Annotated in this window: 24 protein-coding genes; 16 read left to right on the top strand and 8 right to left on the bottom strand. The window is 67.2% G+C overall.

Going from position 1 to position 24,622, the window contains the following annotated elements:
• Positions 1–20: 20 nt before the first annotated feature.
• The 3 genes from FHW78_RS08100 to hemC all read left to right on the top strand — a co-directional run bounded on the left by FHW78_RS08100 (position 21) and on the right by hemC (position 2,548).
• On the top strand, positions 21–704 hold the full coding sequence (locus FHW78_RS08100) for an alpha/beta hydrolase (protein ID WP_183639411.1): 684 nt from the start codon (positions 21–23) through the stop codon (positions 702–704).
• A gap of 110 nt (positions 705–814) precedes the next feature.
• Positions 815–1,555, top strand: coding sequence for a LytTR family DNA-binding domain-containing protein (locus FHW78_RS08095; RefSeq protein ID WP_183639410.1), 741 nt, complete (start codon positions 815–817; stop codon positions 1,553–1,555).
• Between the two features lie 69 nt (positions 1,556–1,624).
• Complete coding sequence (hemC, locus tag FHW78_RS08090; RefSeq protein WP_183639409.1) at positions 1,625–2,548, top strand: hydroxymethylbilane synthase; 924 nt, start codon at positions 1,625–1,627, stop codon at positions 2,546–2,548.
• A gap of 323 nt (positions 2,549–2,871) precedes the next feature.
• Here hemC and FHW78_RS08085 read toward each other — a convergent pair whose 3' ends face one another.
• Together FHW78_RS08085 and FHW78_RS08080 are read right to left on the bottom strand one after the other, a co-directional pair.
• A complete protein-coding gene (locus FHW78_RS08085; protein ID WP_255443160.1) occupies positions 2,872–3,813 on the bottom strand; it encodes a DUF481 domain-containing protein in 942 nt (313 codons plus the stop codon).
• Between the two features lie 223 nt (positions 3,814–4,036).
• Complete coding sequence (locus tag FHW78_RS08080) at positions 4,037–4,654, bottom strand: hypothetical protein (protein WP_183639408.1); 618 nt, start codon at positions 4,652–4,654, stop codon at positions 4,037–4,039.
• Between the two features lie 168 nt (positions 4,655–4,822).
• Here FHW78_RS08080 and FHW78_RS19935 point away from each other — a divergent pair, with 168 nt between their 5' ends.
• On the top strand, positions 4,823–4,954 hold the full coding sequence (locus tag FHW78_RS19935; protein ID WP_255443159.1) for a hypothetical protein: 132 nt from the start codon (positions 4,823–4,825) through the stop codon (positions 4,952–4,954).
• Here the strand turns inward: FHW78_RS19935 and FHW78_RS08075 are convergent.
• Positions 4,951–5,631: a hypothetical protein gene (locus FHW78_RS08075; protein WP_183639407.1), complete on the bottom strand. Its 681-nt coding sequence runs from the start codon at positions 5,629–5,631 to the stop codon at positions 4,951–4,953. The two genes, FHW78_RS19935 and FHW78_RS08075, sit on opposite strands and share 4 nt — an antisense overlap.
• A 175-nt stretch (positions 5,632–5,806) precedes the next feature.
• On the opposite strand from FHW78_RS08075, the gene FHW78_RS08070 reads away from it, so the two are divergent.
• Positions 5,807–6,778: a YafY family protein gene (locus FHW78_RS08070; RefSeq protein ID WP_183639406.1), complete on the top strand. Its 972-nt coding sequence runs from the start codon at positions 5,807–5,809 to the stop codon at positions 6,776–6,778.
• Positions 6,779–7,004: 226 nt separating this feature from the next.
• Here FHW78_RS08070 and FHW78_RS08065 read toward each other — a convergent pair whose 3' ends face one another.
• Complete coding sequence (locus FHW78_RS08065; protein ID WP_225562324.1) at positions 7,005–7,604, bottom strand: lipocalin family protein; 600 nt, start codon at positions 7,602–7,604, stop codon at positions 7,005–7,007.
• Between the two features lie 165 nt (positions 7,605–7,769).
• Between FHW78_RS08065 and FHW78_RS08060 the strand changes: the two genes are divergently transcribed.
• The 10 genes from FHW78_RS08060 (at position 7,770) to hslU (ending at position 18,703) form a co-directional block, all read left to right on the top strand.
• The gene (locus tag FHW78_RS08060) at positions 7,770–8,093 is read left to right on the top strand and encodes a hypothetical protein (protein WP_183639405.1); all 324 of its coding nucleotides are present in this window, start codon (positions 7,770–7,772) and stop codon (positions 8,091–8,093) included.
• A gap of 101 nt (positions 8,094–8,194) precedes the next feature.
• Positions 8,195–10,294 carry a prolyl oligopeptidase family serine peptidase gene (locus tag FHW78_RS08055; protein WP_183639404.1) on the top strand — a complete coding sequence of 700 codons (2,100 nt, stop codon included), beginning with the start codon at positions 8,195–8,197 and terminating at the stop codon, positions 10,292–10,294.
• 173 nt (positions 10,295–10,467) lie between these two features.
• Positions 10,468–12,588 carry a S9 family peptidase gene (locus FHW78_RS08050; protein ID WP_183639403.1) on the top strand — a complete coding sequence of 707 codons (2,121 nt, stop codon included), beginning with the start codon at positions 10,468–10,470 and terminating at the stop codon, positions 12,586–12,588.
• A gap of 359 nt (positions 12,589–12,947) precedes the next feature.
• Positions 12,948–13,361 carry a YbaN family protein gene (locus FHW78_RS08045; protein WP_183639402.1) on the top strand — a complete coding sequence of 138 codons (414 nt, stop codon included), beginning with the start codon at positions 12,948–12,950 and terminating at the stop codon, positions 13,359–13,361.
• 40 nt (positions 13,362–13,401) lie between these two features.
• Entirely contained in the window at positions 13,402–13,650 is a 249-nt protein-coding gene (locus tag FHW78_RS08040) for a lipoprotein (protein WP_183639401.1), read from the top strand.
• A gap of 23 nt (positions 13,651–13,673) precedes the next feature.
• Positions 13,674–14,507 (top strand): diaminopimelate epimerase, encoded by an 834-nt coding sequence (gene dapF / locus FHW78_RS08035; RefSeq protein ID WP_255443263.1) that lies wholly within the window; start codon positions 13,674–13,676, stop codon positions 14,505–14,507.
• Positions 14,495–15,175 carry a DUF484 family protein gene (locus tag FHW78_RS08030; protein ID WP_183639399.1) on the top strand — a complete coding sequence of 227 codons (681 nt, stop codon included), beginning with the start codon at positions 14,495–14,497 and terminating at the stop codon, positions 15,173–15,175. Before dapF ends, FHW78_RS08030 begins: the two co-directional genes overlap by 13 nt.
• A 93-nt stretch (positions 15,176–15,268) precedes the next feature.
• Positions 15,269–16,225: a tyrosine recombinase XerC gene (xerC, locus tag FHW78_RS08025; RefSeq protein ID WP_183639398.1), complete on the top strand. Its 957-nt coding sequence runs from the start codon at positions 15,269–15,271 to the stop codon at positions 16,223–16,225.
• A gap of 457 nt (positions 16,226–16,682) precedes the next feature.
• Entirely contained in the window at positions 16,683–17,234 is a 552-nt protein-coding gene (hslV, locus tag FHW78_RS08020) for an ATP-dependent protease subunit HslV (RefSeq protein WP_141455391.1), read from the top strand.
• Between the two features lie 104 nt (positions 17,235–17,338).
• On the top strand, positions 17,339–18,703 hold the full coding sequence (gene hslU, locus FHW78_RS08015; RefSeq protein WP_183639397.1) for an ATP-dependent protease ATPase subunit HslU: 1,365 nt from the start codon (positions 17,339–17,341) through the stop codon (positions 18,701–18,703).
• A 107-nt stretch (positions 18,704–18,810) separates the two neighbouring features.
• Here the strand turns inward: hslU and FHW78_RS08010 are convergent, their stop codons facing one another.
• The gene (locus tag FHW78_RS08010; RefSeq protein WP_183639396.1) at positions 18,811–19,500 is read right to left on the bottom strand and encodes an alpha/beta hydrolase; all 690 of its coding nucleotides are present in this window, start codon (positions 19,498–19,500) and stop codon (positions 18,811–18,813) included.
• Between the two features lie 177 nt (positions 19,501–19,677).
• On the bottom strand, positions 19,678–20,127 hold the full coding sequence (locus tag FHW78_RS08005) for a nucleoside deaminase (RefSeq protein ID WP_183639395.1): 450 nt from the start codon (positions 20,125–20,127) through the stop codon (positions 19,678–19,680).
• Positions 20,128–20,243: 116 nt separating this feature from the next.
• Between FHW78_RS08005 and FHW78_RS08000 the strand changes: the two genes are divergently transcribed.
• Positions 20,244–21,848 carry a hypothetical protein gene (locus FHW78_RS08000; RefSeq protein WP_183639394.1) on the top strand — a complete coding sequence of 535 codons (1,605 nt, stop codon included), beginning with the start codon at positions 20,244–20,246 and terminating at the stop codon, positions 21,846–21,848.
• Positions 21,849–21,860: 12 nt separating this feature from the next.
• Here the strand turns inward: FHW78_RS08000 and FHW78_RS07995 are convergent, their stop codons facing one another.
• Positions 21,861–22,961 carry an HlyD family secretion protein gene (locus FHW78_RS07995; protein WP_183639393.1) on the bottom strand — a complete coding sequence of 367 codons (1,101 nt, stop codon included), beginning with the start codon at positions 22,959–22,961 and terminating at the stop codon, positions 21,861–21,863.
• A complete protein-coding gene (locus tag FHW78_RS07990; protein WP_183639392.1) occupies positions 22,958–24,622 on the bottom strand; it encodes an MFS transporter in 1,665 nt (554 codons plus the stop codon). Before FHW78_RS07990 ends, FHW78_RS07995 begins: the two co-directional genes overlap by 4 nt.

Genomic DNA, 24,622 nt, shown 5'->3' with positions numbered 1-24,622 from the left:
GCTGCGGCGACAATGACGGCATGAACGACACCACCACCGAACTGCTGGAAACCGTCGAACAGGAAACCGGCGCCGCGCCGGCCTGGTCCGTGCTGTGGCTGCATGGCCTGGGCGCCGATGGCCATGATTTCGCGCCGCTCGTGCCGGAACTGTTACGCCCGGGTTGGCCCGCGCTGCGCTTCGTGTTCCCGCACGCGCCGGTGCGCGCGGTGACCATCAACAACGGCGTGCGCATGCGCGCCTGGTACGACATCGTCGGCATGGACTTCGCCACCCGTGCCGAGGCCGATGGCATCGAAGCCTCGATCGTCCAGGTCGAGGCCCTGATCGCGCGCGAACTGGCCCGTGGCATCGCCCCGGAACGCCTGCTGCTGGCCGGCTTCTCGCAAGGTGGCGCGATCGCCCTGTCGGCCGCGCTGCGCCGCGGCCAGCCGCTGGCCGGCGTGATCGCCCTGTCCACCTACCTGCCCGGCATCGACCAGGCCCACCGCCATCTCGACGCGGCCGCGACGCGCCAACCGGTATTCATGGCGCACGGCATCGGCGACCCGGTAATCCCGCTCATCCATGCCGAACGCAGCGCGCAGGCCCTGCAGGCCATGGGATTCGCCGTGGACTGGCACCGCTATCCGATGGCCCACCAGGTCTGCGCCGAGGAAATCCGCGATCTCGGTGACTGGATGTCGCGCGTTTTCGCGTTGTAGGGAGAAATCCGCGAGAAATCGCGATTCTTCGCCATGGATGACGTCCGCAACGACGGGGGCTACCATCGGCGAGGACGTCCCTGGCGTTCGAACGTGAGGAAGCCCGTGCCGTGAAGGTGGTCATTGCCGACGACGAACCGCTGGCCCGCGAGCGCCTGCGCGCACTGCTGGCCGAACAGCCCGGCGTGGAAGTGGTGGCCGAGGCCGAGAACGGCGTGGGCGCCTTGCAGGCCTGCGCCGAGCACAAGCCGGACGTGGTGCTGCTGGACATCGCCATGCCCGGTGTCGACGGACTGGAAACCGCGCGCCATCTGGCCGCCTTCGATCCGCGCCCGGCGGTGGTGTTCTGCACCGCCTACGACGCGCATGCGCTATCCGCCTTCGAGGCCGCGGCAATCGATTACCTGATGAAGCCGATCCGGGCCGAACGCCTGGCGGCGGCGCTGGAGCGCGCGCGCATGTTCATCGCCGGCCGCGCCAACGGCGGCGGCGCGCAGGATCCCGGTCCGGCGCGCCAGGTCCGTACCCATCTGTGCGCGCGGATGCGCGGCAGCCTGCGGCTGATTCCGATCGAGGAAGTGCATTACCTCCAGGCCGAGGAAAAGTACGTGGTGGTCCACCACGCCCGCGGCGAGGATCTGATCGAGGAATCGCTGAAGTCGCTGGAAGAGGAATTCAATGGCCGCTTCGTGCGCATCCACCGCAATTGCCTGGTGGCGCGGCACGAACTGGTCGAACTCAAGCGCGCCGGCGACGGCCATGTCCAGGCCATCCTGCGCCACGGCAAGGCCCCGCTGGAAGTCAGCCGCCGCTGCGTGGCCGGCCTGCGCGAGACGGTCAAGCATCTCTGACGCCGCCTTCGGGGCGCCGGTTGCCCGATGGACCGTGCCCACCGGCGCGGTGTGCGGGATAATGCGCCGATGAAACTCCGCATCGCCACCCGCAAGAGCCCGCTCGCCCTCTGGCAGAGCGAACATGTCGCCGAACGCCTGCGCGCCGCCCATCCGGACCTGGAAGTGGAACTGGTGCCGATGAGCACCCGTGGCGACGAGGTGCTGGATCGCTCGCTGGCGGCGATCGGCGGCAAGGGCCTGTTCCTCAAGGAGCTGGAACTGGCGATGCTGCGCGGCGAAGCCGATTGCGCGGTGCATTCACTCAAGGACGTACCGATGGAACTGGAGCCGCCGTTCGCGCTGGCCGCGATCCTGGCGCGCGCCGATGCCGCCGACGCCTTCGTTTCCAACCGCTATGCGGATCTGGACGCGTTGCCGCAGGGCGCGATCGTGGGCACGTCCTCGCTGCGCCGGCAGGCGCAGCTGCGCGCGCGCCGGCCGGATCTGCAACTGCGGGACCTGCGCGGCAACGTCAACACCCGCCTGGCGAAACTGGATGCGGGCGAGTACGACGCGATCGTGCTGGCCTGCGCCGGCCTGCAGCGGCTGGGCTTCGACGCGCGCATCCGCGCGCGCCTGCTGCCGCCGGCGTGGTTGCCGGCACCGGCACAGGGCGCGGTCGCGGTGGAATGCCGCGACGACGACGCGGCGACGATGGCACTGTTCGCCGCGCTGGACGATGCCGATACCCGTTGTTGCGTGGAAGCCGAGCGGGCGATGAACCGCGCGTTGCATGGCAGTTGCCATGTGCCGGTGGCGGCCTTCGCGGCCCTCTCGGCCGACGGCGCCGAACTGCATCTGCATGGCCTGGTGGGATCGGCGGTGGATGGCCGCGCAGTGCGTGCCGACGGCACCGGCGCGTCGCGGTTTCCGGAAGAACTGGGCAAGGCGGTTGCCGCGCGGTTGCTGGCGGATGGCGCCGGCGATCTGCTGGATGCTGCGCTGGCCTGAAAAGCAAATCCCCCTCAGTCCCCCTTTTGCAAGCGCTCCTCAACAGCCGAATGGCTGGTCAAGGGGGAGGTAAAAGCCGTTAGCCCCCTTGGAAAAAGGGGGCGGGCGCCCGCGCCAGCGGGTGACGGGGGATTTGCCTGCTGGAGTGGGGAAGGCAAGTTCACCCGCTCGCCTTTTTTGCTTCTCAGCAGCCGGATGGCGGGGCGAGAAGAGATACAAAGGCGGCTACCGATCGTACCGATAGACCTGGCATGGAAAAAGCAGGCCCCGTCGACACCGCGATTGGCGAAGCAGGGTATCCGGACAGCGGAGCAAGCTCCGCTCTACTTGAACTTGTAGACCACGTTCATGGTGGTCAGGGTGTCGGTGCGCTTGAGGTTCTCGGCGGCGTCGCTGTTGTGGCGTGCCTGCCAGCCGGCCTTCAGTGCCAGGTGCGAGTTCATCGTCACCGACAGGCCGAGATCGTTCTGGGCGAAGGTGTTGTACTCGCCGGATTCCACCAGCAGCTTGTTGACCAGTTCGGTGTTCTCGCTCAGCGAAACCCGCAGGTCCACCAGGCCGCGGCCGATCATGCTGGATTCGTTGCGCTCTTCCAGGGTGTCGTAGGCGCGGCGGAAACCCGGGCCTACCTGCAGATCCAGTTGCGCGCGCTCGTTGTCGACCACGCGATTGCCGTAGCTGACGCTGACCGAGGTCTGCCGGCTGAAGGTGCCGAAATCATCTTCCTCATGGCGCAGCGAAGTATTGACCGTGCCGCGCGAATCGGTGCGATAGGCGCCGTTGCCGGTGAGCGTGTAGCGGTTGGCGGTGGTGCGGCGATCGCGCTTGATCGTCCCGTCGGGCTGGGTCGACTTGTATTCGGAACTGGCGCGCAGGCCGGACAGGCTGCCGCTGTACTTCCAGGCGCCGCCATCGGCGTAGTTCAGATCCAGGCGCGCATTGAGGCTTTCGGTGGTGCTGTTGCCGTGGGCCGAGGCGAATCCGAGTTCGCCGCCGCCGCTCCATGGGGAACTGGGCTGCAGCGGCTCGGCCGGCGCTTCGGCCATCGGGCGCGGCGGCGGCACCGGCAGCGCCGGTCCCTTGTGGCTGACCGCGAGGGATTCCTTTTGGGTCACCGCGCCGCCGGCCTTGGCTTTCGCGCCGGTGGCCTGGGTGCTCGTCTTCAGGTTGTTGACCTGCGGGTTGCTTTCCTGCGCATGCGCAAGCGGCGCGCCGGCCAGGCACAGCAGGGAAAGGGACAGGGCAAGCAGGTTGGGACGGGGCATGAAAGGCCTCGGCGGGCGGGGGACGCGATTCCGGCGTCGTCGCCATGTGAACGTTGAAAACGGTTACAGGATAACAATCCGAACATCCAGCCTCAAGGCAAGTGATTGTTTGGATTCAGATTCGTGACCGATTCTGCCATGCTTTCATTCACATTTGTGGCGTCTGGACGCCCCCGGATCAGGTGCGTTTCACGTTTTCGCACACCGATGTGACGGAGAAGGTTCAGCGCATGCATCGGAATGCGTATTCATCCAGTTCCCAGCCCAGCCGCTCGCGCCCCTGGTCGCTGAGGTCGGTCATCAGGCTGTCCACGTTGTGGCGGATGCGCCGGCAGGGATCGGTGTCGTAGCCGGGGCCGGCGAACAACTCGCCAATGAACTTCACCACCTGCTCCGGGCTGACCGAACGGCGCATCACGAATCGCCCCGGCTGCTCCCCGCCGGGCAACCGGGTCCGACGTTGACGCAGCGGATTGCTGCCGAAATCCGGCACCGGATCGCCCGTCCGCGCCCACGCGGCACCCTGCGCCAGGAAATCGGCCGCGGAGGCGGGACCGGCAGGTGGTTGGACGGAGACGGGAACCTTATTTGTGGTTGGACGGGGAGCGGTCGGGGAAGCCGCGTCGGCGGGTACGGCAGGTGCCCTTGTCGGCGCACTGTTGGCAGGAATGAATGGGATGGCCGGCGCTTCGCGTGGCCAGAAGCGGAGCCGCAGAACGGAACCATCGCCCGCCATCGAGGCCAGGGATGCCGGCTGCCGCAAAAGTAGGTCGATCATTAGCGCATGCAGTGCAATGACGACGATGATGGCAATGCCATGGTGCCTGATGCGTTCGGACAACCTTGTCGCTCTCCCTTCCCGGTCCTGGAGTGTGGCCGTGCGTGGGTTAAACGGGAGTTAGACGTGGGGGTGTTTCGTTCGATGTGACTTTCGGACCTTTCCGGTCCCCGCACCGCCGCGACAACATGCCGGCGACACGACCTTGTCCCGGAAGCGCAGGTATCCGCCATGCCCAGGAAAATCCTCATCGGTCTGTTGCTGGTGGCGCTGGCCTGCGCCATCGCCGGTTCCGGCTACGCGTTCGGCAAGTATCTGGCACAGCGCGATCACGCGGCCGGTGGATCGGCCGCGACCGTCTAGGGCGACTCGATGGTGATGGTGGGATCGTTGAAGCGCGAATACGCCAGGGTCATGGTGTAGGGACCGCCGTTGGCGGTCTCGCCGCTGTGCTGGAGCTGCAGCGGACGCCCCTCGCGATCGATCCAGTACAGGAACTCGCCGGGCTCGGGTTGGGTATGCCGCACGCGATAACGGCGCGCGCGCTGGCCGGCGAGATCCTCCTCGCCCAGGAACTCGGCCGACAGGCCGCTGCGGTTCTCGCGGATCTTCATCGGATCGCGCCATTGGCTGACGGTGCCTTCGGGAATCGGCACCTTGGTCTGCTGGCCGTGCATTTCCATGTACATGGTGTCGCCGATGATCACCTGGGTACCGACCGGCATGATCATGCGGTAGCGGTCCGGTGCGACGAAGTCCATTTCGTTCTGCATCGGCTGGCTGCCCTCCACGGTCATCACCGCGTGGAAGCTGCGCGCCGCCAGGAATTTCTCCATCGACGCGGTGACCTCGCCCAGCGCATCCACGGCCGGTGCCGCGGGCGCCGGGGCGCGCGCGGCGTCGGGTCCGGGGGCGGGCGTTCCGGTCGTGGCCGGTTCCGGTTGCCGCGAGCACGCCGCGGCCAGGGCCAGGGCAGCCGTCGCCAGCAGCAGGGGAAGGAATCGGGATGGTCGGGGAGGCGACACGCGGCTGGGGAACATGGTGGAACTCCGGGTGTGGGAACGGCGGCCGCTTGGGTCCGTGCGTTGGGGGAGTCCGGGCGGCGCGTTCACGCCCCGGGCCCCAGGCACCGCACGGGCCCAAGCGGCCGGGACCCTATCGATGCCAACGCGAACCGGGCGTCGAAAACGGCCACGGCTCGGCCATAATCATGGCATGGACAAGATCGAACGCATCACCGCCCTGCATCGCATCCTGAAGGCCTCGCGCTACCCGGTCACGGTCAAGCGCCTGCAGGAGGAACTCGGTTGTTCGCGCGCCACCGTCTATCGCGATCTGGCCTACCTGCGCGACGCGTTGATGGCGCCCATCGAGGGCGACGGCGAGGCCGGTTTCCGGTACGACGCGGCCGAAGGCGAGCGGTTCGAACTGCCCGGCCTGTGGCTGAGCTCGGAAGAACTGTATGCCCTGCTGGCGGCCCAGCAGCTGCTGGTGCGCACCGGTGGCGGCGTGCTGTCCGGCGCGCTGGCGCCGTTGCAGAAGCGCATCGAGGGGTTGCTCGCCGATCACGCGGGCGTGTCCCAGTGGCCGGTGGATCGGGTGCGGGTGATTCCGCATCGCGGACGCCGGCTGGACGAGGCCAGCTTCCGCACCGTCGCCTCGGCCGTGCTGGAGCGCAAGCAGCTCGCGTTCGAGTATCGCGCCCGCTCCACCGACGAGCGCACCCGCCGCACCGTGTCACCGCAGCGCATCACCCACTACCGCGACAACTGGTACCTGGATGCCTGGGACCACGAGCGCAGGGCGCTGCGCAGCTTCGCGGTGGATCGCATCGGCGGCGCGCGCCTGCTGGAAGAGGCGGCGCAGGATCTGGCCAACGACGACCTCAACCAGCACCTGGCGTCCAGCTACGGCATCTTTTCCGGTGAACCGAAGGGATGGGCGACGATCCTGTTCAGCCCCAAGGCCGCGCGTTGGGTCGCCGACGAGCAGTGGCATTCAAAGCAGCAGGGGCGCCACCTTCCCGACGGCCGCTACGAGTTGAAGGTGCCCTACAGCGTTTCCCGCGAATTGCTGATGGACATCCTGCATTACGGCGCGGACGCGGAAATCATCGAACCGTCGGTGCTGCGCGAGCAGGCCAAGTCCCTGCTGGAACTGGCGCTGTCCAATTACGGGAAGCGTTGAGCGGTAGTGTTTCGGTCAGCGGAGCAAGCTCCGCTCTACGGGTACGCTGTATCCCTTATGGGGAGAGAGCCCCTTTGACCAGCCACTTCGGCTGTTGAGGAGCGCTTGCTCTTGGCGCTAAAAGCAAATCCCCCTCGGTCCCCCTTTTACAAAGGGGGAGGCAAAGCGGAGCTTGACTCCCGACTCCCGACTCCCGACTCCCGACTCCCGAATCCCGAATCCCGAATCAGGGATTCTTCGGTTCTGCAAACCCCGGTTTGCCCACCTGCGAAGGCAGCTGCGGCTCGCGGACCAACTGGCGTGCGTTGACGCCGTGGTCGCGCATCTTGCGGATGAGCTGCTGGTAGAGCGCGTCGTCCATGTCGGGGGAGCGCGAGAAGATCCAGCCGAGGTCGCGCTCGGGATAGCTGATCAGCGCCCAGGAGTAGTCGGGCGCGACTTCCAGGATGCGGAACTTGGCGGGTACCACGCCGACGAACCACAGGGTCCAGTCGCGGTTGCCGCTGCCACCTTTCACCGACGCGCGCGCTTCGCGAACTTGTTCAGGTTCATCGAAGCCTTCGCGGTGGAGATAGCGCACGCCGATGCGGTCGCCTTCGCGGGCGGTGTACTCGTACCGGCCGGTTACGTGGCCGCGTTCGGCGAAATAGGGAATGTGCGCGGTCACGTACCAGGTGCCCATGAACCGCGGCAGGTCGATGTCCGTCGCCTGCACCGGTGCCTCCAGGCCCATCGATCGGGTCTCGCTCTGGCTGGCACAGGCGGTCACCGCGGCAATCAGGGCGCACGTCAGGACGGCGCGAAGACGGCACAGCGATGGGGACATGCGGGACTCCTGGGTGATGGATCGTCACAACCCGCCGCTGGAACGGTGGGCAGGGCGAATATCGCATATCGGCATGAAGGCGAGAATCTCTGAACGGTTACATCGCGTCGCAATCCGTGAGAAGGCGGCGCGGCAGGCTGGAGCCCTGTCCATCGGAGCCCTGCCATGCGCGACTTTGCCCACTCGATTTCCGCCGACGCCCGTCCCTCCCGCGCGCCGGACCCGCAGCTCGAAAGGTTGTTGCGCCGCGTGGTTGCGATCGGCCTGGCGCTGGTGCTGCTGTTCCCGCTGGCCCGCGGGCAGATTCCCTGGCTGGGATGGGCGCCGCTGTGGCTGGTGGGCATGCCGCTGGCGGCCTGGTGGGCGCTGCACCGCTTCCGCCTGCCGCAATGGCCGGTGCGCCGCGACGCGGCCGGACGCCGGCGGAACCGTCCGCAGGCCCGGCGCCGGGCGCGGATGCCGCGTACCGCCGGGTTGCGGGCGGCCTGAGCCGTCCGTGGGCCTGACGCGCACTGACGTTCGACAGGGGAGGGCGGCCACGGACTTGTGCTAGCGTGAAGGAATTGTCTTCGCAATCCGGAGTTTCCCTCATGTCCAAGCTTGTCCATGCCTGCCTGGCGGCAGGCCTCGCCGCCGCTGCCGTCAGTGGCCACGCCCAGGAGCAGAACAACGTGGCCAACGACCCCTACGCATGGCTGGAAGAGGTGGAAGGCCAGAAACAGCTGGACTGGGTGCGGGCGCAGAACGCGAAGGCCGAGGCTGAAATCGCTTCCACGCCGGAGTTCAAGCAACTGGAGGCCAGCATCCTGGCCATCCTGGATTCGGACGCCAAGATTCCGGGCGTGCAGAAGATCGGCCCGTACTACTACAACTTCTGGAAGGACAAGCAGCACGAGCGCGGCCTGTGGCGCCGTACCACCCTGGAGGAGTACCGCAAGCCGCAGCCGCAGTGGGAAACCGTGCTGGACCTGGACGCGCTGAACAAGGCCGAGGGCAAGAACTGGGTCTGGCACGGCGCCGACTGTCGCAAGCCCGACTACACCCGCTGCCTGATTGCGCTCTCGCGCGGCGGCGCCGACGCCGACGAGACCCGCGAATTCGACCTGACCACCAAGACCTTCCTCAAGGACGGCTTCTACCGTCCGGAAGCCAAGGGCGGCCTGGGCTGGAAGGATGCCGACACCGTCTATGTCTTCACCGATTTCGGCGACGGCAGCATGACCACCTCCGGCTATCCGCGCATCGTCAAGGAATGGAAGCGCGGCACCCCGCTGTCGGCCGCCACCGTCGTCTACGAAGGCAAGCCGGACGACATGTACATCGCCGCCTTCCATGACGACACCCCGGGCTTCCAGCGCGACTTCGTCAGCCGCACACTGGCCTTCTACAACGACGAACTGTTCCTGCGCGGCGCCGACGGCAAGCTGGTCAAGATCGACGTGCCCAATTCGGTCAACAAGGGCGCCTTCCGCGAATGGCTGACCCTGGAACTGCGCGAACCGTGGACCGTCGGCGGCAAGACCTACAAGGCCGGCTCGCTGCTGGTCGCCAAGCTCGACGACTTCATGGCCGGCAAGCGCGAGTTCGACGTGCTGTTCGAGCCGACCGACCGCACCTCGCTGGCCAGCTTCACCTTCACCCGCCACCACCTGGTGCTCAACGTCCTGGAGGACGTCAAGAACAAGCTCAGTGTGCTGACTCCCGGCGAAGGCGGCTGGAAGAAGAGCGAATTCGTCGGCGCGCCCGCGTTCGGCACCCTCGGTGTCAGCGCGGTCGATTCGGATGAAAGCGACGCGGTCTGGCTGACCGCCACCGACTACCTGACCCCGACCACCCTGTCGCTGGCCGACATCGGCAAGCAGCCGGAACAGCTGAAGACGATGCCGACCTTCTTCGATGCCTCGAAGGACGTCATCGAGCAGCATTTCGCCACCTCCAAGGACGGCACCAAGGTGCCCTACTTCGTGGTGCGTCCGAAAGACCTGAAGCTGGACGGCAATACCCCGACCCTGCTGTACGGCTACGGCGGCTTCGAGGTCTCGCTGACCCCGGCCTACTCCGGCGCGGTCGGCAAGGGCTGGCTGGAGAAGGGGGGCGTGTACGTGGTCGCCAACATTCGCGGCGGCGGCGAGTACGGTCCGCGCTGGCACCAGGCCGCGCTGAAGGCCAACCGCCACAAGGCCTACGAGGACTTCGCCGCGGTCGCGCAGGATCTGGTCGCGCGCAAGATCACCACCGCCAGCCGCCTGGGCACCCAGGGCGGCAGCAACGGCGGCCTGTTGATGGGCAACATGCTGACCCAGTACCCGGAACTGTTCGGCGCGATCGTCGTGCAGGTGCCGCTGCTGGACATGAAGCGCTACAGCCACCTGCTGGCCGGCGCGTCGTGGATGGCCGAGTACGGCAATCCCGACACCGCCGATTGGGACTACATCAGGACCTTCTCGCCGTACCACCTGTTCGATCCGGCCAAGACCTATCCGGCGACCCTGTTCACCACCTCCACCCGCGATGACCGCGTCCACCCGGGCCACGCGCGCAAGATGATGGCCAAGATGCTGGAAGCCAACAAGGACGTGCGCTACTACGAGAATATCGAAGGTGGCCACGGCGGCGCGGCCAACAACGCCCAGGCCGCGCACATGAGTGCGCTGGCCTACACCTTCCTGTGGCAGCAACTGGCCAAGTAACCGCAAGCGCGTGAATGCCTTCCCCGTTCGCAGGGAAGGCGAACAGCTCCCTTCCCCCGCGAGCGGGGGAAGGTGCCCGAAGGGCGGATGGGGGCAAGCCCGGAAACCGCGCCACAGGCGCCCGCCAGCCCCGTCCCTCCCACCATTGCATCCCGCCGGAACGGACCCCATCCATGAAACCGACTTCCTTCCTGTTCGCGACCGTACTGATGACCGCTCCCTTCGCTTCCGCCGCCGCCGACCTCACGCCGCCCGATGCCGCCAGGAAGCCGCACGTGGTCAAGGCGCCATTCGGTGCCGAGCGCAATGACGAGTACTACTGGCTGCGCGACGACGATCGCAAGAACCCGGAAATGCTGGCCTACCTCAAGGCCGAGAACGCCTACGCCGACGCGCTGATGGCGCCGCTCAAGCCGTTGCAGGACGCCATCTACAAGGAGATCGTCGGCCGCATCAAGCAGGATGACAGCAGCGTGCCGTACCGCGAGCGCGGCTACTGGTACTACACCCGTTTCGAGACCGGCAAGGACTATCCCGTCCATGCCCGTCGCAAGGGCAACATGGAAGCGGCCGAGGAAGTGCTGCTGGACGTCAACGCGCTGGCCGAAGGCAAGGGTTACTACAGCGTGGGCGACTACGAGGTCACCCAGGACAACGGCATCCTCGCCTACGCCGAGGATGCGGTCGGCCGCCGCCAGTACGTCATCAGGTTCAAGAACCTGGCCACCGGCGAGTTGTACCCGGATCAAATCACCGGCGTCTCGCCCAACCTGGTCTGGGCCGACGACAACAAGACGCTGTTCTATGTCGAGAACGACCCGGAGACCCTGCTGACCGTGCGGGTGAAGAAGCACGTGCTCGGCACGCCGGCCTCGCAGGACGTGCTGGTCTACGAGGAGAAGGACGACAGCTTCTACATGGGCATCGGCCGTACCCGCGACGACAAGTTCATCTGCATCGGCGTGGAAAGCACGGTGTCCTCCGAATCGCGCTGCGCGCCGGCCGCCAATCCGGCCGAGTTCACCGTGCTGGCGCCGCGCGAGCGCGACGTCGAGTACAGCGCCGACCATCTGGATGGCCGCTGGGTCATCCGCACCAACTGGAAGGCGCAGAACTTCAAGATCATGACCGCGCCCGACGGCGCCACTTCCCGCGAGCAGTGGAAGGAGTGGGTGCCGCACAGCGACAAGGTCTACATCGAGGGCTTCGAACTGTTCGACGGCTTCACCGCCATCAGCGAGCGTTCCGAGGGTCTGGAGCGGATCCGCCTGCTGCGTGCCGACGGCAAGGAGGAGTACGTGAAGGCCGACGAGCCGGCTTATTCGATGGGCCTGGACGTCAACTCCGAACACGACACCGACTGGCTGCGCTACAGCTACACGTCGATGACCACGCCGGCCACGACCTATGAGTTGAACACGAAGACCGGCGAGCGCCGCCAGCTCAAGCAGCAGCCGGTGATCGGCTACGACGCGTCCAAATACACCACCGAACGCGTATGGGTCGAGGCCCGCGACGGCACCAAGGTGCCGGTGTCGCTGGTGTACAAGAACGGCTTCAAGAAGGACGGCACCGCCGCCCTGCTGCAGTACGGGTACGGCAGCTATGGCGCCTCGATGGATCCGGGTTTCAGCGGCCCGGTGGTCAGCCTGCTGGATCGCGGCATGGTGTATGCCATCGCCCACATCCGCGGTGGCCAGGAAATGGGCCGCGCGTGGTACGACAACGGCAAGCTGCTGCACAAGAAGAACACCTTCAACGACTTCGTCGACGTCACCGACGCGCTGGTCAAGCAGGGCTACGCGGCCAAGGATCGCGTCGCCGCGATGGGCGGCAGCGCCGGTGGCCTGCTGATGGGCGCGATCACCAACCTGGCGCCGGACAAGTACCGCGCGATCGTCTCGCAGGTGCCGTTCGTGGACGTGGTGACGACCATGCTGGATCCGACCATCCCGCTGACCACCAATGAGTACGACGAGTGGGGCAATCCGGAGAAGAAGGAGTTCTACGACTACATCGTCACCTACTCGCCGTACGACAACCTCAAATCGCACGCCTACCCGGCGATCTTCGTCGGCACCGGCCTGTGGGACTCGCAGGTGCAGTACTGGGAACCGGCCAAGTACGTTGCCCGCCTGCGCGACGTCAACACCGGCAAGCTGCCGGTGCTGTTCCGCACCAACATGGAAGCCGGCCACGGCGGCAAGTCCGGCCGCTTCCGCCGCTACCAGGAAATGTCGGAGTACTACGCGTTCGTGCTGGATCAGCTGGGTGCCGATACGACGGCCAAGTAATCCGCCTGCACGTCATCGCGGTGCTTGTAGAAGAGCCGGGCCATGCCCGGCTCTTTTTTTGCACCTGGCTCATGGAGTGATTTTCCTTATCGAGCGCCCCCATCCCAGCCTTCCCCCGTAAACGGGGGAAGGGGCTTTCCTGACGTACTTGTTTTCCTGTCAACGGAAACAGTGCTGCCCCCTCCCCCGCGAGCGGGGGAGGGCTGGGGCGGGGGCAGACCGGCACCATGACAGCGGCCGACCGGAACCAGGTATCGAACGTTGATGCGCCTGCCCGGTTCACAAGGATGATGTGATACGGCGCCGCATGCGTCACTCGGTGGCTGACGCGGTCCGCCCACATGCGGTAAAAGGTGCCGGTGAACAATGACACGCCGCCGCCGGCTTCCTCGCGACGCTTCCGATGGGCGTGGTGGCTGCTGGCCTACGCCAGCCTGGGCACGGGCATCCTGGGCATCTTCGTGCCGGGCTTGCCAACCACCGTCTTCATCCTGATCGCGGCCTATGCGGCGTCGCGCGGTTCGGATCGCCTGCACCACTACCTGCTGTCGCATCCCCGCTTCGGGCCGATGATCCGCGACTGGCAGGCCCACGGCGCGGTGTCGCGCCGGGCCAAGTGGGCGGCGACCTGGACGATGCTGGCCTCCGCGCTGATCCTGCTGGCGGTGATGCTGATCGCCGGATCCCACCGGCTGTGGATGGTGTTGCTGCCGATTGGCTGCATGGCGGCGGTAGGGACCTGGCTGTGGCGCCGCCCGGAACCGCCGCGCTGACGCCATTCCGATTCATCCCCGGCTGGCTATACTGCGCCGCATGAACCGATCGCTCCGTCTGCTGTCCGCCGCCATCGCCATGGCGCTCCTCGCCGCCTGCGGCGCCAAGGGTCCGCTGTTCCTGCCGGAGAAGCCGGCGCCGGAGACCGAGATCCCGGCCGAAGCGCCGGTCGAACCGGCTGCCGAAGGCACCGAAACCGCGCCGGCCGATTCGACGGATTCGACCGACACGGCGACGCCGCCCGCCGAACCCACCGCGGAGCCGGCCAACCCGCCCAGCACGCCATGAGCGCACGGCCTCCGGCCTCGGCGATGATTTCCTTCACCAAGATGCACGGCGCGGGCAACGACTTCGTCGTGCTCGATCTGCGCGGCGACATCCCGCCTCCGGGGCCCGAACTGGCCGCGCGCCTGGCCGATCGCCACTTCGGCGTCGGCTGCGACCAGATCCTGACCATCGAGCCGCCGCGCAGCGCCGGCGCGGTGGCGTCCTACCGGATCTGGAATTCGGACGGCTCCACCTCGCAGCAGTGCGGCAACGGCGCGCGCTGCGTGGCGGCCTGGCTGGTGCGCGACGGCGTCGCCAGCGGCGAGCGCTTCCGGGTCGACAGTCCGCTGACCACGCATGACGTGGAACACCTGGGCGGCGATCGTTATGCCATCGCCATGGGGGTGCCGCAGTTCGTGCCGGCGCGGATTCCGCTCGCCGGGTTCGAACAGGTGCAGGACGAGTACGACGTGCGGTTGGACGAGGACCTGCGACTGCGTTTCGGCGCGGTGTCGATGGGCAACCCGCATGCGGTCGTCGAGGTGCCCTCGGTGGCCGACGCGCCGGTGTTGAAGGTCGGCCCTGCCTTGCAGCAGTCGACGTGGTTTCCGGAGTCGGTCAACGTCGGTTTCGCCGAGGTGGTCGCGCGTGACCGCATCCGCCTGCGCGTCTACGAGCGCGGCGTCGGCGAGACCCTGGCCTGCGGCAGCGGCGCCTGCGCCGCCGCGGTGGTGCTGATGAAGCGTGGCCGCATCGATCGCGCCGCGACGGTATCGCTGCCGGGCGGCGACCTGCACATCCAATGGCCGGCGGACGATGCCGAAGTGGTGATGTCCGGTCCGACCGCATTCGTATTCGAAGGGGAATGGAACGCATGAACGAGAACGAGAAGCTGGGTGCCCACGAAATCGCCGCCTGGCTGCGCCGCCACCCCACCTTCCTGAAGCAGTTCCCGGACCTGGCGCTGAGCATGGTGGTGCCGCGCGACGATGGTCGCACTGCCTCGCTGGCCAGCTACCAGCTGGAAGTGCTGCGCGACAAGAACCGCGAGTTGTCCAAGCGCCTGAACGATCTGTTCGCCAACGCGCAGGAAAACGAGCGGCTGGCGGTGCGCACGCACCAGCTGACCCTGTCGTTGCTCAAGCAGAACAGCGCCGCAGACACCCTGCGCGCGATGGCCGCCTCGCTGGCCGAGGACTTCAACGGCGACCGCGTCAGCATCGTGCTGCTCAAGCCGGTGGCTGGCCTGGAAGAGGCGGAATGGTTGCAGGTGATTGCCGAAGGCAACGCCATCCTGGCGCCGTTCCGCGATTGCCTGAAGGACGGCGAGCCGATCTGTGGCCGCCTGCAGCCGGAAAAGAACGTCGTGCTATACGCCGCCCGCGCCGAGGAAGTGCAGTCTTCCGCCCTGCTGCCCTTGCCGGGCGTGGGCCTGGTGGCGGTCGGCAGCCTGGACGGCAACCGTTTCTACCCGGGCATGGGCACGCTGTTCCTGCGCATGATGGGCGAGGCGCTGACCACGGCACTGAAGCGATTCGAGGGCTGAGGACCAAGGCGTCCCGGCGCCTCGTCCAACTCTCCGATCCGTCATTCCGGCGTATGCTGGAATCCATTGCGCGGGACGCTGGCGCGGCAGTCGATGAGCAGGAACCGTCAACATAAGTCGGATATCGAGCCCGCACCGGCTACTCGCCAGGGCGAAGCCGGTCTTGGCGAACCGGTCGGTGTCGTCGAGGAATTCCTTGCCCACCTGCGGGTCGAGCGGCGCATGTCCGCGCATACGCTGGATGCCTATCGCCGCGACCTGACCGCGCTCGCCGCGTGGTCCGCCGCGCAGGAGGCAGACGTGGTCGGACTGCACACCGAGCAACTCCGCAGCTTCGTTGCCAGCGAGCACCGTCGCGGGCTGTCACCCAAGAGCCTGCAACGCCGCCTGTCGGCCTGCCGCAGCTTCTACCAGTGGTTGCTGAAACACGGGCGCATCGCCGCCAGCCCGGCCGCCGCACTGCGCGCACCCAAGGCGCCGCGCAAGCTGCCGCAGGTGCTGGACGCCGACGAGGCGACGCGGCTGGTGGAAGTGCCGACCGACGTGCCGCTGGGCCTGCGCGATCGCGCGTTGCTGGAACTGTTCTATTCCTCCGGCCTGCGCCTGAGCGAGCTGTGCGCGCTGCGCTGGCGCGATCTGGATCTGGCTTCCGGCTTCGTGACCGTGCTTGGCAAGGGCAGCAAGGAGCGCAAGGTGCCGGTCGGCTCCCACGCGCGCAACGCGCTGGAGGCGTGGCGCGCCGAACAGGGCGGCACCAGCGAGGCGCACGTGTTTCCCGGTCGCGGCGGCGGTCCGATTTCCCAGCGCGCCGTGCAGATCCGGCTCAAGCAGCTGGCGCAGCGGCAGGGCCTGTTCAAGCACGTGCACCCGCACATGCTGCGGCACAGTTTCGCCAGCCACATCCTGGAATCCTCCGGCGACCTGCGTGGCGTGCAGGAACTGCTCGGCCACGCCGACATCGCCACCACCCAGATCTACACGCATCTGGATTTCCAGCATCTGGCGAAGGTGTATGACGCGGCGCATCCGAGGGCGAAGCGGAAGCGGTGAGCTTGGCCTCCCTCTCTCAAATGGGGCTGTTCCTTCTCACGAGCTGCTTTTTTGCCTCCTCTTGACCAGCTGGTCGGCTGTTGAAGCGAAAAAGAAGCATTGAGGGGCTTTCCTTCTCTGCGCAAAGAGCAAATCCCCCGTCGCCCGCTGACGCGGGCGCCCGCCCCCTTTTTCAAAGGGGGCTGTTCCTTTTCACAAGCTGCTTTGCCTCCTTTTGTCAAAGGGGCTATTCCCTCCCACAAGCTGCTTTTTCCTCCCCCTTTGAAAAAGGGGGACTGAGGGGGATTTGCTTTTGGCGCGGAGAAGCAAACTCCCTTCACCCGCTGACGCGGGCGTCCGCTCCTTATTCGTTTTCAGCAGCCGAATGGCTGGTCAAGGGGGCTTACCCCTCCCCAGAAGTCACGCTTGATCCACCCCCGGGCGTCCCCACCTCAGGGAGAACCCCCCGGAGGCCTCCATGGACCCAAGCCAGAATCCCAACGTGTTCCACGCCACCACCATCATCTCGGTCCGCCGCGACGGTCATGTCGCCGTGGCCGGTGACGGGCAGGTGACGCTGGGGCATACCGTCATGAAAGGCAATGCGCGCAAGGTGCGCCGGCTGGGCCGCGATGGCCAGGTGCTGGCCGGCTTCGCGGGCGCCGCCGCCGACGCCTTCACCCTGTTCGAACTGTTCGAGGCCAAGCTCGAGAAGCACGGCCAGTTGCAGCGCGCCGCCGTGGAGCTGGCCAAGGATTGGCGCACCGAGCGCCGCCTCGGCAAGCTGGAAGCGCTGCTGGCGGTGGCCGACAAGGAAACCTCGCTGATCATCAGCGGCACCGGCGATGTCATCGAGCCGGAGGACGGCATCATCGCGATTGGTTCGGGCGGTTCCTACGCGTTGTCCGCCGCGCGCGCGCTGCTGGCGCACACCCAGCTCGATGCGAAGTCGATTGCGGTCGAGGCGCTGAACATCGCGGGCGATATCTGTATCTATACCAATCGCAACGTGGTGGTTGAAGAGCTCTAGTTCCGGGATTGGGGATTCGGGATTGGGGATTCGCGGAAGCGGGTCCGGATCCTGGTCCTCCCGTCCTCTTTCATTCCCTGTTTCCCACGAATCACGAATCCCCCATGGCCAATCTCGAATCTTCCACCATGACCCCGCGCGAGATCGTGCAGGAGCTGGACCGGCATATCGTCGGCCAGCATTCGGCCAAGCGCGCGGTCGCCATCGCGCTGCGCAACCGCTGGCGCCGCATGCAGCTGCCCGAGGCGCTGCGCAATGAAGTGATGCCCAAGAACATCCTGCTGATCGGCCCCACCGGCGTCGGCAAGACCGAAATCGCGCGCCGGCTGGCGACGCTGGCGAACGCGCCGTTCGTCAAGGTCGAAGCGACCCGTTTCACCGAGGTCGGCTATGTCGGCAAGGATGTCGAGCAGATCGTGCGCGATCTGGCCGACACCGCGGTCAAGATGTATCGCGAGCAGGCCAAGGTGCGCGTGCGCACCCAGGCCGAGGAGCGCGCCGAGGATCGCATCCTGGACGCGCTGCTGCCGCGCCGCAGCGTCGGCGTCGGCTTCGATCCGGAAGCCGCGCGCAACGAGCCGTCGGCGCAGGACAACGACACTCGCATCAAGTTCCGCAAGATGCTGCGCAACGGCGAGCTGGACGACCGCGAGATCGAGCTGGAGCTGGCCGCCAATGTCGGCGTGGACATCATGACCCCGCCGGGCATGGAAGAGATGGGCCAGCAGCTGCGCCAGATGTTCTCCAACCTGGGCGGCGCCAAGACCCACAAGCGCACCGTGACCATCAAGGCCGCGCGTCCGCAGCTGATCGAGGACGAGGCCGCCAAGCTGGTCAACGAGGACGATATCCGCACCGCGGCCATCGAAGCCTGCGAGCAGAACGGCATCGTCTTCATCGACGAGATCGACAAGGTCGCCAAGCGCGGTGACAACATCGGTGGCGGCGACGTCAGCCGCGAGGGCGTGCAGCGCGATCTGCTGCCGCTGGTGGAAGGCTCCAACGTCAGCACCAAGTACGGCACGGTCAAGACCGACCACATCCTGTTCATCGCCTCCGGCGCGTTCCACCTGGCCAAGCCCAGCGATCTGATTCCGGAGCTGCAGGGCCGCTTCCCGATCCGGGTGGAGCTGTCGGCGCTGTCCAAGCAGGATTTCATCCGCATCCTGACCGAGCCCAAGGCGGCGCTGACCAAGCAGTACGTCGAGCTGATGAAGACCGAGGGCGTGGCGCTGGACTTCAGCGACGACGCCGTCGATCGCCTTGCCGAGATCGCCGCGCAGGTCAACGAGCGCCAGGAAAACATCGGCGCGCGCCGCCTGCACACCGTGCTGGAACGGTTGCTCGATACCCTGAGCTACGAAGCCCCCGACCGTGACGGCCAGGCCGTGTCCATCGACCGCGCCTACGTCGACTCGCACCTGGGCGAACTGGTGCAGGATCCGGATCTGAGCCGGTACATCCTGTAACTACGTGAATCGCCGTCGTTCGCGGCGGCCTGGCGATCTTCGGAACGGGCGGTGCGGATGCGCCGCCCGTTTTCGTTCGTGGAACCCGGAACCTGGAGACGAACCCGTCAGCCGGCCGTCCGCGCCGCCTCGTCGATCAATCCGGCCACCGCCGCGGCCTGCGAGGCCAGCGAGGCGTGGCTGGCATCCAGCGCCAGCAGCGCGCGCGGATTCATCCGTTCGGCCATGTGCTTCTGGTTGTCGGGATGGATCATGCGGTCCTGGGTCGAGAGCTGATACCAACTGGGTTTTTTCTTCCAGGCCGGTGCCGTGACGGTGTCGCCGAAGGTACTCGCCAACGGTGCTTTCTGCGCTATCGCCATGACCAGTGCGTCGTCGGCATCCAGATCCTGGCAGAAGCTCTCGTGGAATTTGTCGTACCGGATCCACAGATAGCCGTCGCTGTCGGGTGCGAGGTTGGCAATCGCGGCAGGTGGATGCGCCTGGCTGATGCCGCCCGGGCTTTCGCCCGCATCCGGGGCGAACGCGGCGATGTAGACCAGGCCGGCGACGTTGGGCTGGTCGCCAGCCTCGGTGATCACCGCGCCGCCGTAGGAATGCCCGACCAGCAGCACGGGGCCGGGCTGCTGGGCGACCATCTTGCGGGTGCGTTCGGCGTCGTCGGCCAGCGAGGTGAGCGGGAGTTCGACCGCGCGGATGCGGTCGTGCCCCTTGCGCGAGAGTTCCAGGATGACGTTCCGCCAGTGCGCCGCGCCGCCCCAGAAACCATGGACCAGGACGAGGGTGGGGGTGCTCATGAGTCGACTCCCTTGATTGAGTGGTGTTGCCCGATGACACCGTGGCCCGGCCGTGGCCGGGACGAACTGGACTATGGCAGGCCGATCGTTCATTCCGGGTCTGCATCCGGTGTCGCCCCGATGACGCTGCGGCAATGCCGGGTGGCCGCCCGGGGACGGCCGGGCCGCCGGCGGCCCTCAATCCTCGCCGATGTCCTCGTTCCACACCTCGGGGTTGGCGCGGATGTAGTCGCCGAGCAGGGCGATGCATTCCTCGCTGCGCAGGTCGATGACGTTGACGCCGCTCTCGCGCAGCCAGTCGATGCCGCCGCGGAAGTTTACCGATTCGCCCACCACCACCGTGCCGATGTTGAACTGGCGCACCAGCCCGCTGCAGTACCAGCACGGTGCCAGGGTGGTGACCATGATGGTGTCCCGGTAGCGGCGCTGGCGTCCGGCCTTGCGGAAGGCATCGGTCTCGCCGTGCACGGAGGGATCGTTCTCCTGGATGCGGCGGTTGTGGCCGCAGCCAAGCAGGCGACCGTCGTCGTGGTACAGCGCCGCGCCGATCGGGATGCCGCCTTCGGCCAGGCCCTGGCGGGCTTCGGTGATGGCGGTCTCAAGCAATGCGCGATAGTCGATGGACATGGACGATTCCGGGTGGCGGGCAGGGCGTGATACTGCCATGCTCGGAGGCCGGAACGGGCGTGGGGTCCCGCACCGCCCCGGCTGCGGCCGGGGCACCGGCGACAAGGGGAGAAGCCATGAAACACCGTAGTCGACGGTCGCGCTGGCAGACCGCGTGGTCCGCCTGCATCGTCGCGCTGGGCATTGTGCTGGGCGCGGCCCATGCGCAAGCGCAGGCCGCAGGCGCCACCATCGTCCAGGGACGCCTGGCGCTGCACTGGGGCGATCCCGCGCCCGTGCCGCGCCAGCAGAAAGCGCCCCCCGCGCGGCTGCGTGCGGTGTTGCTGGTTGATGATGGCCGCCGTATCCCGCTCGATCCTGCCCAAGCCAAACGCGCGGCGGTGGACCTGTATGCGCTGGCCAATCGCCGGGTCGCGGTTTCGTTGCCGGCGCAGGCGCGAGGTGTCTCCGCCCGGGAACGCTTCGTGGATGCGATCGTGCCCGCGGATCGGCTGGCCCAGGCGGCGCCCGTACTGGGCGGCAAGCAGGTTGCCGCCGCGGCCGCGGTGATGGGCAACACCCGCTGGGTGACCCTGATGTGCAAGTTCTCCGACATCGCCACCGAGCAGAAGGACCGGGCGTTCTTCACCAGCCAGTATGGCAATGCGATCGGGCAGCTCGGCCACTACTGGAGCGAAGTCTCCTATGGCCAGATCAACCTGGCGGGCAGTTCGGCCTATGGCTGGTTCAGCCTGCCCAATCCGCGATCCAGCTATGTGACCACGGTCGAGGGGAAGGACGAGGCGGATCTGGATCGCCTGTTCCAGGATTGCGTCGCCGCCGCGGACGCGCAGGTGGATTTCGCGGGCACGCAGGGCATCAACATGATGTTCAACGGCGATTTGGATGGCTATGCCTGGGGAGGCGGCGCGTGCGCGGTGATGGACGGTGCGCGCCGATGCCCGCGCACCACCTGGAATCCACCGTGGTCGTTCGCCAATCTCGCGCCGCTGGCGCACGAGATGGGGCATGGCTACGGGCTGCCGCATTCGGACAACTCGGATGGCGACGACGATACCTACGACAATCCGTGGGACGTGATGAGCGATGGTTGGCGCAACGCGGTCGCCGATCCGGTCTACGGCACGAGGCCCAAGCACATCAACATGATCCAGCGGGACCGCCTGGGCTGGGTGGCGGGCGCGCGCAAATGGGTGGTTCCCGCCACGCTTACGGGCAGCTGGCAGTTCGAGCTGGAGTATGCGGCCCTGGCCGATGGCACCGGTCGCCAGTTGGTGGTGCTGGATACGCCGGAGCAGGCCGATCCCGCGCTCACGGTTTCGTACACGCTGGAGGCGCGCAGCCGGTCGGGCAATTACGAGGCGGCGCTGGCCGGCAGTGCGGTGATCGTGCATCGCGTGCGCGGCGGCACCGCCTACAGCGAAGACGCCGACATGCCGCCGGCGAACGTGGCCAACAACGAGGGAACGATGTTCAAGGTGGGCGAGACGTGGTCCGCGCCGAATGGTGGCTACCGGCTGCGCGTGGACGGCGCCACCGCGCGGGGATTCCTGGTCACGCTGACCGCGGGCGGGCAGGTCACCGGCGGGCCGTTGCCCGCGCGGGTGGGCACGCCGCCGGCCAGTGCGCCCGCGCCTGCGGTCGCCGGCCCGGGTCGGATCGGCGCGCGTCCGCCGCTGCTTCGTCGCAAGCCCTTCCGCGATCCTCGCCGGATCCGCTGATGTACGCGCCGCTCAGCGGTCCGCGGCGGCGGTGTCCACGCTGACCACCACCGACATGCCCGGACGCAGTCGTGCCGCGGCGGCCTGGCCGGAATCGATCGCGATCTTCACCGGAATGCGCTGGGCGATCTTCACGTAATTGCCGGTGGCGTTGTCCGGCGGCAGCACGCTGAACTCGGAACCGGTGGCGGGCGAGATCTCCAGCACGCGCCCGCGCAGGCGTTCCCCACCGAGCGCATCGACGGTGAAGCTGGCCGGCTGGCCCAGCCGCACCTTCGCCATCTGGGTTTCCTTGAAATTGGCGATCACCCACATCGTGTCCGGCACCAGCGCCATCAGCTGGGTGCCGTTGGTGACGTAAGCGCCCTGGCGCACCGTCACCTGGCCGAGCTGGCCGTCGCGCGGGGCGTGGATGCGGGTGTTGTCGAAATTGATCTGCGCCAGTTGCACCGCCGCGCGCGCGCTGGCGACCGCCGCTTCCAGCACCGCGAGGTTGACGTCGACGCTGCGCACGCCCTGGCGTGCGACCTCCAGCCCGGCGCGGGACTGGCTGAGGTTGGCTTCGGCCTGGGCGTTGGCGGCGAAGGCCGTATCGCGGTCCTGCTCGGAAAGCAGATGCTCGTGGGCGAGCTGATCCGCGCGCCGCAGCGCCGAACGGGTGCGTCGTTCCTGCGCCGCGTTGCTGGCGATCACCGCGCGGCTCTGGGCGACGTTGGCCTCGGCGCTGCGGTGCTGCTGGGTCCAGTTGGCGAGATTGGCCTCGGCGGACTGCAACTGCGCGCGTGCCTGGTCCAGCTGTTGCCGGTAGATCCGATCATCGATCGCCACCAGCAGCGCGCCCTTGCGCACATGTTGGAAATCCTGCACCGGCACGTCGGTGACGTAGCCGCTGACCTGCGGGCTGATCAGGGTCGTCTGTCCACGCACCATCGCGTTCTCGGTGGTCTGGAGCGCGCTGGTGAAGGGCGGCAGTTGCCAGGCGTAGAGCACCACGCCCACGCCCAGCAGGGCCAGCAGTGCGAATCCGGTCAGGCCCAGCAGGCGGCGCCGGCGGCGTGCGGCCTGGCGGGCGGCCGGTTCGGCATCGGGAGGAGGATTGGCGGCTGTGTTCATGCTTGCGTCGGCCGTGGAGAAGGGGAAGGCGAAGGCGGTGCGGGCGTGGGGGGCGGCGGATTCAGTCGTCGCCACCACAGGTCCGCGTAGATCCAGAGCAGGGTGAAGATGGCCAGCCAGGCCACCACCAGGAAGACATCGTTGTAGGCCAGCACGTTGGCCTCGCGGGTCACGGTCGCGCCCATCGCGCGCATGCCCTGCGCGTTGCGCAGGACCGGATCGCCGAGCGTGTGCGCATAGCCGGCCGCTGTTCCCTGCACGCGGGCGGCCACCTGCGGATCCAGCAGGGTGATGTGCTCGGCGAGCTGGCTGGCATGGAATTTCTCGCGCACCACCTGGAACGTGCCCAGCAGCGCGGAGCCGAGCAGGCCGCCCATGTTCTGGGTCATGCCGAACAGCACCACGAAGCTGATCAGGTTGCCGGGCTGGGACAGGATCGCGCCGATGCCGCTGATCATCGCCGGGCCGATGAAGAAGGTGCTGCCGAACGCCAGCAGGAACTGGCTGAAATACATCTGTTCGGGGCGGGTCAGGTTGCTGGAATGCGCGTCCATGAACGCGCCGGTGGCGATCAGCAGCACCGCGAACATCAGGTGCTGGCCGGTGTGCTGCGGGCGGATGGTCAGCGCGCTGACGGCGACGCCGGCCACGCAGCCGACCAGCACCCACGCGTACATCGTGTGCAATTCGTCGTTGTTCAGGCCCAGGTTCTGCATGAACCCCACGGCGCCGATGCTCTGCTCGGACAGTACGATGCGGATCAGCACGATGGACAGCGCCAGCCGCATCATCGTGCCGCTGGCCAGCCAGCGGGTGTTGATGAGCGGATTCTTCCGGTAATGCTCGATCGCCACCGAACTGATCAGCAGCACGACCGCCATCGCCAGGGTCACCCCCAGCCACGGATTCTCGGTCCACCACAGATAGCGGCCCAGCGACAGCACCGCGGCCAGGCAGGCGGCGCCGCCGGCGAACAGGGAGAAGGTCAGGAAATCCAGCTTCTCGAACACCTTCGTGCGATCGCTGGGCGGCAGCTTGAGCACCAGCACGCAGGCCAGCGCCACGATCGCCAGGCCCAATTCGAACAGATACAGGCCGCGCCATTCGCCATACTGCAGCAGTTCGGTGGAGAAGATGCGCGCCAGCGGCAGCGCCAGCTGGCTCATGCCCAGCCCGATCACCACCGCCTTGAGCCGCATCCGCGCCGGAAACGCCTGGATCATGTAGTACAGGCCCAGCGTGCTCAGCGCCGCGCCGACCAGCCCGTGCGCGGCGCGCACCGCGATGGCCGAACCGAGATCGTTGACGAACAGGTGGGCGAACGCGATCAGCGCGTACAGCACCAGGAAGATCTCGGTGAACAGCCGCAGGCCGTACTGCTGGCGGAACTTGACCAGCAGCAGATTGGCCGAGACGTTGGTCATCACGTAGGCCGCCGGCAGCCAGGCCATTTCCCAGGCGTAGGCGCCCAGGGTGCCCTGCAGGTTCAGCAGGTTGGCGGTGACCAGGGCGTTGCTCAGGCCGCCGGTGAGCGCGACCACCACGCCGACGATGGCGAACTGGATGCGCCGGCGGACCGGGTGCAGCGGGGTGGAGGGCGACCCGGGGAAGGTGGGGCGCTCGTGCGGCAGCCATTCGCGGGGGGTATAGCGGCTGCTCAC

The organism is Pseudoxanthomonas sp. OG2 (assembly GCF_014192765.1).
In the GTDB taxonomy this organism is placed as follows: domain Bacteria; phylum Pseudomonadota; class Gammaproteobacteria; order Xanthomonadales; family Xanthomonadaceae; genus Pseudoxanthomonas_A; species Pseudoxanthomonas_A beigongshangi.
Note: the sequence above shows the minus strand (reverse complement) of the source record. Positions and strands in the feature narration are given on the sequence as shown.